Genomic DNA, 13,916 nt, shown 5'->3' on the forward strand with positions numbered 1-13,916 from the left:
GGCTTATATTTTAATAGGCAGCAAGTTTCTCTCTGTTTTTGTGAGTATACAAAACAAACGCCAGACCAGTAATAAATAAAATAGATGAGATAAGTTCCGCCTGCGTAAATTGTATGCCGGCAACGTTATATTTAGAGTTAACCCGAATTAATTCGATGAAGAATCTTTCCATACCATTTAACATCAGGTAAATACCAAACATCATTCCTGGAACTTTAATGTATGGCCTGATGCGCCATAAAATAAGGAAAAGTATAAAACATGCAATGACTTCATACACTGGAGTAGGAAATACCGGCAAGGGTAATTCGTTACAAAAGCGGCCAACACAGCCTGGAATTGGCACACCTTCATTCGCCACATTATTAGGATAGGTAGAAGCCCATAGCCAATCTGGCATCCAGCTCACCGGTTTAGGGCTGGTATTAACGATACCCCAATCACCATCGCCAGACATTTGGCAGCCAATTCTACCTACACAATAGGCCAACATCATACCCGGACTACCCACATCGAGCATGTGTAAAGGTTTGATGCCGTTTTTACGGGCAATAATAATTACTGCTGCACCACCACAAAGGAGACCGCCATAAAAAGTTAAACCACTAAAAGATAATAAACCACCTATCGGATCCTGTATAAAGGTATCCCAGTGTTCTAAATTGTCGAATATTTTTGCACCCAGGAAACCCCAAACCGCAGCCCAAACAATCAAATGCCCCATTAACTGGTATGGGTGTTCGGTGACCACAACTTTTTTAGGTTGTACAAGCTGGTGTTTCCCTTTTTCCTTATAATCCCAGTAAACGAATAAACCGGCAAAAAACAAACCTCCAAGCAAGTTTCCTTTTAAAGAAAGGAGAACGGTTTGCGCATCGCTAACAAACAACTGGTAATTGATGAGGGCATAAACGAGTTTATAACCGATTAAAAACCCAAATATGGCGTTGGAAACCATTTCTGATGTGGTTGCCGGCTGACCAATTAATATGGTTTTTTTTACCGGATGCAGTAAACCCTGTGCTTCCTTACGTTTTAGTTCTTTGGTAAATGCCCAGTAACCAGCCACAAAGGCCAGCGCTACAAAAACACCGAAAGTATTAAAAGGAAGTGGAATCTGGACACCAAAAAGGTATTCTATAAAATGCGATACAGTAGGAAACATACGTAAATATAAGTTTTATGCGAATATAGTATTAATGCGCTAAAACTTGCTCGCATTCGGTAACTTCTACCTCCCCATCAGCGGTGATGGCAACCAGGTTTACGGCTTTAATTTCATTCACCATAACCGGATCATATTTTGCCCTTACTTTCACATAGTTTTTAGTAAAACCATGCATAAAACCACTTTTTTGATCGTCTTCAAAAAGTACCTCACCCACAGATCCCAATTGAGATTCGTAAAAAGCACGCCTCTTTTTGTCAGACAGAATGTGAAGCATTTTATTGCGATCAGCACGTGTGCTACCTGCTACACGCCCATCCATTTCGGCCGCTGCAGTTTGCTCGCGCTCCGAATAGGTAAATACATGCAGGTAAGAAATGTCGAGTTCATTGAGAAACTGGTAGGTATCCAGGAAATCTTCATGTGTCTCGCCTGGAAAACCAACAATCACATCAACGCCGATGCAGCAATTTGGAATCAATGCTTTAATGGTAGCTACACGCTCAGTGTATAATTCGCGCTGGTAACGCCTGCGCATTAAGCCCAATATTTTATTGGAACCTGATTGTAATGGGATATGAAAGTGTGGAACGAATCTTTTCGAGCTGGCCACGAAACTGATGATCTCGTTGCTCAATAAATTAGGTTCTATAGAAGAAATCCGGATTCTTTCGATGCCTTCTACTTCGTCCAGTGCTTTAACCAGGTCAAAGAATTTATCTTCACGTTCGCCATTACGGATGCCAAAATCACCCAGGTTTACCCCTGTTAATACGATTTCTTTCACACCGCTGGCGGCAATTTGTTGCGCACGATTGACCACATTTTCTATAGTATCGCTCCTACTGCCACCACGGGCAAGGGGAATGGTACAATAGGTACATGGGTAATCGCAACCATCTTGTACTTTCAAGAAAGTTCGGGTACGATCGCCAATGGAATAGGCTGCAATAAAGTTATGGTTTACTTTTTCGATGTTTTGTTGATGAACAACTGCTTTAGGATTTTTAGTCAGGTCTGTAATATATTCCACAATCCTGAATTTTTCAGCTGCGCCAAGCACCATATCTACCCCTTCAATTTCTGCAATCTCGGTAGGTTTCAATTGTGCGTAACACCCTACAATGGTGATATAAGCATTTGGCGAGTATTTCAACGCCTCCTTAACTACCTTTCGACATTTTTTATCGGCATGTTCTGTTACAGAACATGTATTGATTACATAAACGTCGGCACCAGCAGTAAAATCTACTACAGCATAACCGGCATCGGTAAATAGACGTCCGATGGTTGAAGTTTCAGAGAAGTTTAACTTACAACCTAAGGTATAAAATGCAACTTTGTTCATTAGTAAGATATGATTTCATTGATCATCTAGCGATCAGTATATATTGTCTTTCCAAGCCATAAACTACGATAAGCCATTGCTTTTAAAGCCCCAGTCTGATTATAGTTTCAACTAAATAAAGACCGCAAAGATACAGATTTGAATGTGTTATCACTTGTAAAGCACCCGGGGGTTTGTAAAAATTAGATAATTTTACTCGTTCCAGCGGTAACTGTCCTGCGATAAACCCGCCAGGTCAATCACCCTACTCACCACGGTTTGTGCCACATCAGCAATAGTTTTCGGGAGGTTGTAAAAGGAAGGGTTTGCCGGACAAATGATGCCTCCGGCTTCTGTCACAACTTTCATGTTGTTGAGGTGAATTAAACTGAAAGGGGTATCGCGCACTACGGCAATTAATTTACGGCGTTCTTTTAACACCACATCTGCTGCGCGGGATATTAAGTCGTTAGAAATTCCATGTGCAATTCTACCCAGGGTGCCCATAGAGCAAGGGATGATGATCATGGTATCGTATTTGGCCGAACCAGATGCAAAGGGTGCGTTGAAGTCCATTTTCTGGTAGAAATCAAAACTATATTGTTTATAGTCGTCGTTGCCAAGCTCAAACTGCCACACTTCCTTGGCATTATCAGACATGACCACCCCTACCTTTTCAATTTGAGCAGAAAGTAACTGTAAATTATCTAATAATAGTTTGGCATAAATGGAGCCGCTGGCACCAGTAATGGCTACAATGATTTTCTTTTTACCCATAGATGGGTTAAAGATACAACCTTTAGGCAAAAAAAAGAGCCGGATACGAATATCCGGCCCTACATCTACCTATGAAAAACATACCCCCTAAAGGGTACCTTCAAATGTAATTAACTTTTCTTAATAATAAAAGTTTAAACATTCTTTTTCCCTAGGGGATATTAGAAGAAAAAACAAAAAAGTTTAAATTAATCCCCCTGAGCGTGAATTAATTACTGATTTATGGTTTAAAATTTTTAAATAAATTTGAATAATCGACAAAACTTTGTACTTTTGTCACACTGAAATAAATGGTGGTTTTAGCTCAGTTGGTTAGAGCATCGGTTTGTGGTACCGAGGGTCGTGGGTTCGAGCCCCATATTCCACCCCATCAGTAAAGCGGCTTCTTCGAAGCCGCTTTTTTTGTTTCTTGACTTTTTGGGTCGTTCTTAAAATTAGATTCAGATCTAGTCATCAACTTCAAATGCCTTTCCACTATTTTAAGAGATCATGCGTAACTGTATGACAAAAAACCAATACGAGCTCTTACGTCTTATAAATTCAAAGATAACTTAAGATGTTACCGAAATACCAGTTCTAAAAAAACATCATGTATATAATCTTTCCATAATTAAGTTGTCATGTATAAAAAAATGAATTATCTTTACATGATAGATGTGTCATGGATAAAAACTTTGCATGAAAAAATTAGCTAAACTGAAGAGTGACGTTCCGTTCAATGAATTGCCATTATTGCCTCCTCATCAAAATAAAGTGGAGACAATCCCTATCTTAAGACAAGTTGTGCAATCATCAATAGCGCTTGCCAAATTAAAAGGGTTAGCTTATACACTTCCTAATCCTTCCATACTATTGAACGCCGTGATACTTAAGGAAGCTCGTATGAGTTCTGAGATTGAGAACGTAATTACTACTCATGACAAACTATACCAAGCATTATCTGCAACTGGAACACAAATAGATCATGCTACTAAGGAAGTATTACGCTACAGAGAAGCTATGCTTGCAGGATATAAAATGATCATGGAAAAAGGCTTTTTGACCACTAATGGAATAATAGCTATACAGGAAATATTGGAAGAGAATAAAGCCGGACTTAGAAGATTGCCCGGCACCTCATTAAAAAATGCTGTTACTGGTGACGTTATTTATACGCCACCGGATGATTATAATACAATCCTAACGTTAATGAAAAACTTAGAGGAGTATATAAACGAAACTGATCAACTTTCTCCATTAATTAAACTCGCCATTCAACATTATCAGTTTGAAAGTATACATCCATTTTATGATGGTAACGGCAGGACCGGAAGAATTATCAACGTTCTTTATTTATGCTTGCATGGGCTTTTAGATAGTCCTGTACTTTATTTAAGCGATTATGTAATAAAAAATAAACCTGACTACTATAGATTACTTGGAGAAGTGAAGACAAAGGACAATTGGGAGGAATGGATATTATTTATTCTAAAAGCAATCGAGGATACTTCCAAACAAACCACCGACCAGATTGAATCTATCAATCAGCTCTTTTTAAAATTACAGCATAAAATAAAAGAAGAGGCATCCAAGCTATATAATAAGGAATTATTAGAGTTGCTATTTGAGCAACCCTACTGTAAAATTGAATTTGTAACTGATAGGCTTAAGGTATCCAGGTTAACCGCTTCAAAATACCTCAACGGATTAGAAAAAATTGGAATATTGCAATCTAAAAAAGTCTGGAAGGAGATCATATATATCAATACAGAACTATTCGATCTGCTGAAAAAATAAACTGCCAGAATTTGAACTGCGCTAAGGTCGCGTTGTGCATCCCCAATCGCATAAGTCTTAATCATCGTTTTGACTGAGCTGTGACCGCTACGCGCCTGAGGTATACTTACATTTGGTTATCAATCATGTAATCAAATGAAGAAAATAGGATTTTTATCATTCGGACATTGGTCTGACCATCCCTCTTATCAGACTCGTAATGCTGGCGACACCTTACTACAATCCATAGACCTGGCTGTTGCCGCAGAAGAACTAGGTTTGGATGGCGCCTATTTTAGGGTGCATCATTTTGCGCGGCAGTTAGCATCGCCATTTCCACTACTTTCTGCTATTGGGGCAAAAACCAACAAGATAGAGATTGGGACAGGCGTCATTGATATGCGCTATGAAAACCCGCTATATATGGTGGAAGATGCTGGTGCCGCGGACCTCATTTCTGGTGGCCGCTTGCAACTTGGGATTAGCCGGGGTTCGCCTGAGCAAGTCATCGAAGGCTGGCGTCACTTTGGTTATCAACCTGAACCGGGAGAAACCGATGCTGATATGGGGCGAAAAAAAGCAATGGAATTTTTAGAACGTTTAAAAGGCCACGGATTTGCCCAACCCAATCCTAACCCTATGTTTCCAAATCCGCCGGGTCTATTACGCCTGGAGCCATATTCCGATGGACTGAGAGAACGTATCTGGTGGGGAGCGGCCTCTAATGCCACCGCAGTTTGGGCTGCAGAGAACGGCATGAACCTCCAAAGTTCAACGCTGAAATTTGACGAAAATGGCAAACCTTTCCATATCCAGCAGGCGGAGCAGATTAGACTTTATAAGGAAGCCTGGAAGAAAGCCGGACATCAGCGTGAACCCAGGGTTTCCATAAGCCGTTCGATCTTCGCGCTCGTTAACGAGCAGGACAGGTATTATTTCGGTCAGCAGGGAAAAGGAGCAGATAGCTTTGGCTATATTGAAGCGGATAAACGTGCGGTCTTCGGTCGAAGCTATGCTGCTGAACCGGATCAGCTCATCAAGGAACTAGCACAGGATGAAGCCATACAAGAAGCTGATACGCTATTACTGACTATACCGAACACCCTTGGTGTTGATTATAATATCCATGTATTATCTGCTATCCTGGAGCACGTTGCCCCTGCACTGGGTTGGCGATGATTTTCCAAGGCAGCTGATCACGATCAAGCCCCTTAATCAGCGTGTTAACCACAATGCTATGTTTGACTTAAATTTATATAAAGCGGCTTCTTTGAAGCCGCTTTATTGTTGGGGTGGAATATGGGGCTCGAACCCAAGCCCCTCGGTTTCGGAAACTTTATTGCAGCTTCCTTTCTCCTCATTCGAATGAAAATTCTCAGTGATCGCATTACAGTTATGCCTTAGGTAGCCGGCTTAGTCAAGTTACATTGAGCTTATTGGTAAGCTCAAAGCAGCGTCAGGCATGGCTCCGACTTTGCTCTACCCTATTTGGGAATTTTCCCCATAAATATGGTGCTACTCCGGAGCAATCCAACTCTCAACTCGAGTCTTACCCAAAAGCAGACTGCCACCAATCATTAACTTCAATTTGCTTTAACAATTACAGGCGCTAAATACATGACAATGTATAAAATTGTATCCATTAACGTTGTCACCTAAGTAAACAAAGCCATTTACAAACGCTACAATCTGGCTCACATATTAAACCAACCCTAACAATTACTTCAGGATTCATTTATTTTTGACAGGCTTACTCAGCTAACTGCCTTACCCTAAAATTACTCCTGATTTGTCATGGATATACGAAAGAATAAACTTCGGTACCTACTCGTGTTGTTTGTGTTGTTGCTGGTTGCGGCAGAACTTGGTTTAAGAACTTACTTTGGCTTCTGCCATGAAGTCTTAATGAAAAGTGATCCTGATTTTGAATACATTAACCTGGCCAACCAGCATACCCAGCGATTTAGAAAAACCTACCATTATAATGAGTATTCGATGAGAAGTACGCCACTCGATTCCTCTTGTATCCACATTTTAGGTTTTGGCGATTCGATTATTAACCGGGGCGACCATGACGCTTTAGCCACCAGTATATTAAGCACCAGACTGTCTGAATTGTACAAACAAAAAGTACAATTTTTAAATATCTCAGCAGGCAGTTGGGGCCCTGATAACAGTTTTGCTTATTTGAAAAAATATGGAACTTTTCAGGCCAAAAAGATCTACCTGTTTGTCAGCTCACATGATGCATATGATAACATGACCTTTGAAAAAATTGTTGGTGTTTCAAAATCTCATCCAAATAAACAGTATGCTTCAGCCATCTATGAACTATTCGACCGGTATATTATTCCTAAATTAACTTTAAAAAAACAGATCCAGGCATCCGTGGTTGATCATATTCCAGAAGGAACACCATTCAATTCCGGATTTAAAGACTTTACCGACTATACCTCTAAACGCCGCATTCCCTTAACCCTCTTTTTGCATGCAAGTATCCCTGAGCTTAAAGATGGTCGCTACAACAGCCTGGGCCAGAAGATTATTGATTTTGCAAACATCCATCACATCCCAATGATCCAGGACCTACGCTTACTTACCCCCGACGATTACAGTGACCAACTACATATCAATGAGAAAGGACAGAAAAAAATTGCGGCAGCTGTTTTGGCACAGTATCAGAAATAAAGCTTAATTTCAATACATGATGGAGCTTAATTTCAACCCCTTCCCCATATTACATGCTGGTCGTTTACAATTACGGCAGGTTAGTCAAAATGATGTAAACGAAGTTTTTGCCCTTAGGTCTAACCCAGAGGTGATGCGCTACATTCCCCGTCCATTGGCCATAACGCCACAAGATGCATTAGACCATATCAATTTGCTTAACAAAGGTGTTGAGGAAAATACATTCATTACCTGGGCCATTACCCTTGCTCCGAACGATAAACTTATCGGAATGATCTGCTTAATACGCATGCAACCCGAGAATTACAGAACCGAAATAGGTTATATACTCAGTCCGGATGACCAGCATAAGGGCATTATGGACGAGGCCTTGAAAATGGTGGTTAAATTTGCTTTTGAAGATTTAAAATTTCATTCCTTAGAAGCCCTGATTGATCCTGAAAACACGGCCTCCGAGCGATTGCTGTTAAAAAACAACTTTGTTAAAGAAGCCCATTTTAAAGAGAGAACATTTTATAACGGTGTTTTCCTGGATGATGTTATTTATTCACTGATTAACAACAACTCCGCTAGCTCCTGAACAAAACAACCTCCCAGCCACTAATTAATTTCCTATTTTTGTGCTTCAAACAGCAATATGATCAATATTTATACAGACGGTGCAGCAAGTGGAAATCCAGGTCCTGGAGGTTACGGTGTAATCTTAAGGTCGGGCAACCACTACAAAGAATTAAGTGGCGGTTTCCGTTTAACCACCAATAACCGTATGGAGCTGCTGGCTGTGATTGAAGGACTGAAAGCCATTAAATCACCAGGAAAAGACGTAACTATCTATTCTGATTCTAAATATGTGGTGGATTCTGTTGAAAAGAAATGGGTATTCGGCTGGCTAAAAACTGGCTTTAAAGGCAAGAAAAACAAAGACTTATGGCTTCGCTTCCTGGATGTTTATAAACAACATCAGGTGAAATTTATATGGATAAAGGGGCATAATAGTCACCCGGAGAATGAACGTTGCGACCAGCTTGCCGTAGCCGCCAGTAAACAATCCAGCACCCTGGCAATTGATGCCCCTTTTGAAGCAGAACGCAGTAAACCTAGCTTGCTTTAGTCACTTCGTTTTCGAGCATCATCTGCTCCGCTGTGCGCACCATCTTCTCTGAACCAATAAATATGGCTACCCGCTGGTGAAGCGCAGTCGGTTGAATATCTAGAATACGGTTAAAGCCATCAGAAGCAACACCACCTGCCTGTTCCACGATAAAAGCCATGGGATTACACTCATACAATAGACGCAACTTTCCATTGGGGGAGCTTGCCGTTGTTGGATATAAATAAATTCCACCTTTAATCAGGTTCCGGTGGATATCGCCCACCATAGAACCAATATACCGAGAAGTATAAGGCCTGTTGGTTGCCGCATCTTCAACCTGCGCATATTTGATGTATTTTTTCACCCCCAAGGGGAAGTGACCATAATTACCTTCGTTAATGGAGTAAATAGTGCCTTCGGCAGGTATGCGCATATTAGGATGCGATAAACAAAACTCCCCGATGGAAGGGTCCAGTGTAAATCCGTTAACTCCTTTGCCTGTGGTATAAACCAACATGGTTGAGGAACCATAAATCACGTAGCCTGCAGCCACCTGCTGGGTGCCTTTTTGCAGCACATCTTCAAGCGTTGCCATGCCGTCGACAGATTTCCGTCTGTAAATAGAAAAAATAGTACCTACGGCAACATTACAATCAATATTTGATGAGCCATCGAGCGGATCAATACACACAATATATTTCGCGTTTTTAGATACCGGCGAGTCTATTGGCACAAACTCATCTTCTTCTTCAGTAGCCACAATACAACACTCACCACCGCTGGTCAATGCGGAGATAAATTGCAGGTTTGCAAATACATCTAATTTCTTCTGTCCTTCCCCCTGTATATTAATGGTCCCGGCATCGCCTAGAATATCTACTAAGCCAGCTTTGTTCACCTCCCGGTTAACAATTTTAGAGGCAATACCAATGTCTCTGAGCAACCTGGAAAGCTCACCTTTTGCGTAAGGGAAGTCTGCTTGTTTTTCAATAATAAACTGTCCTAATGTTTTTATTCCTGCCATACCTTAGTGTATATTTTACGTTATCTTTTACCTATCTCTATGGCTTCTAAGGTATGTATTTTTTCGTCTGAAATACTAAATCGAATTAAAGTTCTCACTTTATGCCAGCCTGATTTACCTGCCGCACCGGGATTTATATGTAAACATTTAATTTTTTCGTCAAACATTACCTTTAAGATATGTGAGTGACCCGTGATGAACAGCTGAGGCGGCTTAGTGTATATTTCTGGTTTTACCTGTGGTGCATAACGACCAGGATAACCACCAATATGTGTCATCCATACATCTACCTGCTCACATTGGAAACGGAGGTGTTCCGGGTAGGCCACCCTGATGTCTTTATCATCAATATTCCCATATACCCCTCTTAAAGGCTTAAATGCAACCAGTTTTTCGGCAACATCAGCACCAAAATCCCCGGCATGCCATATCTCATCACAAGCATCAAAATGTTTAAATACAGCTTCGTCTAAAAAACTATGGGTGTCAGAAAGTAATCCTATTTTTTTCAAAATCGTTAAATTAAAAGGCCAGAAAGAAGTTTTTCAACAGGTTTTTATAGGCATCGGTGTAAATACCTTCTGCTGAATAGATGTAAAAGTTTTCTTGAAGCAACGGCACAGTGGAAAAGCCAAAACAAATGATCTGCCTAAACATTGGTTTGGATGCATCGGAATGCACATGAATAACTTTATGCGGAAAGAGTTTAAACAGCACGGCATTGGTAACCAGCTCCTGGGCCTGTTTAGCTGGAAGGATTACCCAGAATTTGCCATTTTCGGATAATATATTAGCTACTTTTCGAAGCAATGCATCAAAAAAATGATCGCCAGCATGTCTGGCCAGGCCTTTTCTATGCTCCGGATTTTTAAGGTCATTAACGAAATAAGGCGGGTTAGATACAATCAAATCATAATGGTCATCGCTTTGGTAAGTCGTTATATCACTATGACGCACTTGTAGTCGAGCTGCAAAAGGACTCTGTTCAAAATTACTTGCTGCGCGCAACGCTGCAGGACCGTCAATTTCTACTGCGGTAACCATGGCCTGTGTAAAGCGCTGGGCAAGCATCATGGCAATAACACCAGTACCTGTGCCAATATCTAATATATGATGAGGCTGCAGCTGTGCTACGATTGCACCTAATAACACGCCGTCAGTATTGATGCGCATGGCACAATCTGCCTGCTCCACTTCGAACTGTTTAAACCTGAATAAACTTCCCATCCCCTATCGTTCGTATAATTCAAGGGGTAAGCCATCGGGATCTGCAAAAAAGGTAAATCGTTTGCCAGTAAATTCATCTATGCGAACAGGCTCTGTAACCACTCCTTTTGAAGCCAGGTTGTTAATTACTACATCCAAGTCTTCTACCTCAAAAGCCAAGTGCCGTAAACCTGCGGCTTCGGGCTGCGAAGGACGAGCGGGTACCTGGTCAAAAGAGAATAATTCAATTTGATAATGATCGTTAATGGCCAGGTCTAATTTGAAAGATTGACGTTCCTCCCGGTAAACCTCCCGCAGAATCTTCAGTTCCAGCACCTTAACATAAAACTCTTTACTTCGCGCATAATCACTGCAAATGATAGCGATATGGTGTATTTTACTAAACATATACTAAGGTAAAAAATTCCTGCTTAAGCACTGGATATTGCTTTGACGACTAGAAAAAAAGAAAACATGCTTCTTACAAAAAATAGCTACATAAACCGCCTATTTTAAACTAACAACCGCAAAAAGACACAAAACAAGCGTTGAGTTTCGGATTTTATCTTTAAAAATTACGATTTCTTAATAATATACTTTATTTTTGATCAAATTTTAAACGAATAAATGAGAACTTTAAGAACAATTGCATTAAAAGAGGCACAATCCAGAATTTCTCCCGAGGTTTCCGCACCATCTACCAAAATTTCGGAGTTTTTCGGCTGTAATGTGTTTGATAAGAAAAAAATGAAAGATTTCTTATCGCCAGAAGTTTTTGAAAAATTAGGTTCAGCCATTAACCAAGGCGAATTAATTAATCAAGATGATGCCAACCACATTGCAACAGCAATGAAAACCTGGGCAATGGCAAAAGGCGTTACTCACTATACGCACTGGTTTCAGCCATTAACTGGAACAACTGCTGAGAAACATGATTCATTTTTTGAGCCAAGCGGTGATGGTGCGATTGAAAAATTCGCAGGCAGCGCCTTGGTTCAACAAGAGCCAGATGCTTCAAGTTTCCCTAATGGTGGTATCCGTAATACTTTCGAAGCGCGTGGTTATACTGCGTGGGATCCATCTTCTCCTGCCTTCATTATGGAAAGCAGAGCGGGTAAAACATTGTGTATTCCTACTGTATTTGTTTCTTATACTGGCGAAGCCTTAGATTATAAAGCTCCTTTATTAAAAGCATTAAATGCTTTAGATAAAGCTGCTGTTGATGTTTGTCAATTTTTTGACAAAAGCATCACTAAGGTAAATGCCTCTTTGGGTATCGAACAAGAGTACTTTTTAGTAGATCTTGCTTTATATAATGCCCGTCCGGATTTAGCATTAACTGGCCGTACTTTATTTGGCCACATGTCTGCAAAAGGACAACAATTAGAAGATCATTATTTCGGATCGATTCCTGAGCGTGTATTTACTTACATGGTCGACTTCGAAAACGAAGCTTTAAAATTGGGTATTCCTTTGAAAACCCGTCACAATGAGGTTGCACCATTACAATTTGAATGTGCTCCTATTTACGAAGAAATCAACCTGGCCATCGATCATAACCAATTGTTAATGGATTTGATGGAAAAAGTGGCCAAAAGACATAATTTTAAAGTGCTTTTGCATGAGAAACCTTATGCAGGCATTAATGGTTCTGGTAAACACAACAACTGGTCGTTAATTACTGATACCGGTAAAAACTTGTTATCGCCAGGAAAAACGCCAAAAAACAACCTGATGTTCTTAGCGTTTTTTGTAAACACGATCAAAGCGGTACACGAACATGCAGACCTGTTAAGAGCAAGTATTGCTTCAGTAAGCAATGATCACCGTTTGGGTGCTAACGAAGCGCCACCAGCAATCATTTCCATCTTTTTAGGTTCACAATTAAATGATGTATTAGACGAAATCGAAACTTCGCGCAGCATCATCAAAAAAGTGAAAAGTGAAGATTCATTATGGTTAGGTATCCCTAAAATACCACAAATCAATTTTGATACTACTGACCGTAACCGTACCTCTCCTTTTGCTTTTACCGGCAACAAGTTTGAATTAAGAGCGGTAGGTTCTTCTGAGAACTCGGCATCGCCAATGACAGTATTAAATGCCATCGTTGCAGATCAATTAACTAAATTTAAAATTGAAGTTGATAAATTGATCAAAAAAGGCGACAAAAAAGATGTGGCTTTATTAACAGTTATCAAAAGATACCTTAAAGAATCAAAAGACATTCGTTTCGAAGGAAATGGATACAGCCAGGAATGGGAAGATGAAGCAGCTAAACGCGGTTTATCGAACATCAAAACCACACCTAAAGCGCTTGATGCTTACGTTAGCGAAAAGTCTATCGAATTATTTGCTAAAACCAATATCTTTAATGCACGTGAACTACATGCGCGTCATGAGATCTTGTTAGAAAGCTATTTCAAAAAACTGCAAATCGAAGCCAGGGTAATGGGCGAAGTGGCCAATAGCATGGTGATACCGGCAACTATAGCTTACCAAAACTCTTTGTTAGAAAATGCAAAAGGACTTAAAGAATTAGGTTTAAGCAAAGAAGCTTTAGAAACTCCATTGGCGATCATCAACAAAGTATCAGAACACTTGAGAATTGTAAAAACAAGTATTGATGCCATGTTGGAAGAACGTAAAATTACCAATGCCATTGAAGATTCACGTGAGAAAGCCATAGCTTACGACGAGAATGTGAAAAGCTATTTCGATACCATCCGTTATCACACTGATAAGTTAGAGCAAATTGTTGACGACAGTGTATGGCCTTTACCGAAATTCAGAGAACTATTGTTCTTAAAATAATATATTATATGGTTATACTAAGAAACTTCTGCCCTAAAAAGCAGAGGTTTTTTTTTGTTTTCCT

The 13,916-nt window shown here is 40.2% G+C and carries 13 protein-coding genes and 1 tRNA gene; 7 read left to right on the forward strand and 7 right to left on the reverse strand.

Annotated features, from left to right (window positions below; genetic code table 11):
• Positions 1-10 precede the first annotated feature (10 nt).
• From IWX76_RS12305 to IWX76_RS12315, 3 genes are all read right to left on the reverse strand, one after another.
• The gene (locus IWX76_RS12305; RefSeq protein ID WP_196860232.1) at positions 11-1,165 is read right to left on the reverse strand and encodes a prolipoprotein diacylglyceryl transferase; all 1,155 of its coding nucleotides are present in this window, start codon (positions 1,163-1,165) and stop codon (positions 11-13) included.
• Positions 1,166-1,196: 31 nt separating this feature from the next.
• On the reverse strand, positions 1,197-2,516 hold the full coding sequence (mtaB, locus tag IWX76_RS12310; RefSeq protein ID WP_196860233.1) for a tRNA (N(6)-L-threonylcarbamoyladenosine(37)-C(2))-methylthiotransferase MtaB: 1,320 nt from the start codon (positions 2,514-2,516) through the stop codon (positions 1,197-1,199).
• A gap of 192 nt (positions 2,517-2,708) precedes the next feature.
• Positions 2,709-3,272 (reverse strand): UbiX family flavin prenyltransferase, encoded by a 564-nt coding sequence (locus tag IWX76_RS12315; protein ID WP_196860234.1) that lies wholly within the window; start codon positions 3,270-3,272, stop codon positions 2,709-2,711.
• 293 nt (positions 3,273-3,565) lie between these two features.
• Here IWX76_RS12315 and IWX76_RS12320 point away from each other — a divergent pair.
• The 6 genes from IWX76_RS12320 (at position 3,566) to rnhA (ending at position 8,826) form a co-directional block, all read left to right on the forward strand.
• Positions 3,566-3,642: transfer RNA gene (locus IWX76_RS12320), tRNA-His, on the forward strand.
• 308 nt (positions 3,643-3,950) lie between these two features.
• A complete protein-coding gene (locus IWX76_RS12325) occupies positions 3,951-5,048 on the forward strand; it encodes a Fic family protein (RefSeq protein WP_196860235.1) in 1,098 nt (365 codons plus the stop codon).
• A gap of 135 nt (positions 5,049-5,183) precedes the next feature.
• Complete coding sequence (locus IWX76_RS12330; RefSeq protein WP_196860236.1) at positions 5,184-6,206, forward strand: LLM class flavin-dependent oxidoreductase; 1,023 nt, start codon at positions 5,184-5,186, stop codon at positions 6,204-6,206.
• Between the two features lie 615 nt (positions 6,207-6,821).
• A complete protein-coding gene (locus IWX76_RS12335; protein WP_196860237.1) occupies positions 6,822-7,715 on the forward strand; it encodes a hypothetical protein in 894 nt (297 codons plus the stop codon).
• 16 nt (positions 7,716-7,731) lie between these two features.
• Complete coding sequence (locus IWX76_RS12340; protein WP_196860238.1) at positions 7,732-8,295, forward strand: GNAT family N-acetyltransferase; 564 nt, start codon at positions 7,732-7,734, stop codon at positions 8,293-8,295.
• 57 nt (positions 8,296-8,352) lie between these two features.
• Entirely contained in the window at positions 8,353-8,826 is a 474-nt protein-coding gene (gene rnhA, locus IWX76_RS12345; protein ID WP_196860239.1) for a ribonuclease HI, read from the forward strand.
• Here rnhA and fbp read toward each other — a convergent pair.
• Genes fbp through gloA2 form a run of 4 tightly spaced genes read right to left on the reverse strand, consistent with a single transcriptional unit; the run spans position 8,813 to position 11,446 of the window.
• Complete coding sequence (gene fbp / locus IWX76_RS12350; protein WP_196860240.1) at positions 8,813-9,832, reverse strand: class 1 fructose-bisphosphatase; 1,020 nt, start codon at positions 9,830-9,832, stop codon at positions 8,813-8,815. The genes rnhA and fbp overlap by 14 nt on opposite strands.
• A 20-nt stretch (positions 9,833-9,852) precedes the next feature.
• Positions 9,853-10,344, reverse strand: coding sequence for a metallophosphoesterase family protein (locus IWX76_RS12355; protein ID WP_196860241.1), 492 nt, complete (start codon positions 10,342-10,344; stop codon positions 9,853-9,855).
• 10 nt (positions 10,345-10,354) lie between these two features.
• Complete coding sequence (locus tag IWX76_RS12360) at positions 10,355-11,059, reverse strand: tRNA1(Val) (adenine(37)-N6)-methyltransferase (protein ID WP_196860242.1); 705 nt, start codon at positions 11,057-11,059, stop codon at positions 10,355-10,357.
• A 3-nt stretch (positions 11,060-11,062) separates the two neighbouring features.
• Positions 11,063-11,446 carry an SMU1112c/YaeR family gloxylase I-like metalloprotein gene (gloA2, locus tag IWX76_RS12365; protein WP_196860243.1) on the reverse strand — a complete coding sequence of 128 codons (384 nt, stop codon included), beginning with the start codon at positions 11,444-11,446 and terminating at the stop codon, positions 11,063-11,065.
• Between the two features lie 219 nt (positions 11,447-11,665).
• On the opposite strand from gloA2, the gene IWX76_RS12370 reads away from it, so the two are divergent.
• Entirely contained in the window at positions 11,666-13,852 is a 2,187-nt protein-coding gene (locus tag IWX76_RS12370; RefSeq protein ID WP_196860244.1) for a glutamine synthetase III family protein, read from the forward strand.
• The last annotated feature ends 64 nt before the right edge of the window (positions 13,853-13,916 follow it).

This window comes from Pedobacter sp. CAN_A7 (assembly GCF_015752175.1).
Classification (GTDB): Bacteria; Bacteroidota; Bacteroidia; order Sphingobacteriales; family Sphingobacteriaceae; genus Pedobacter.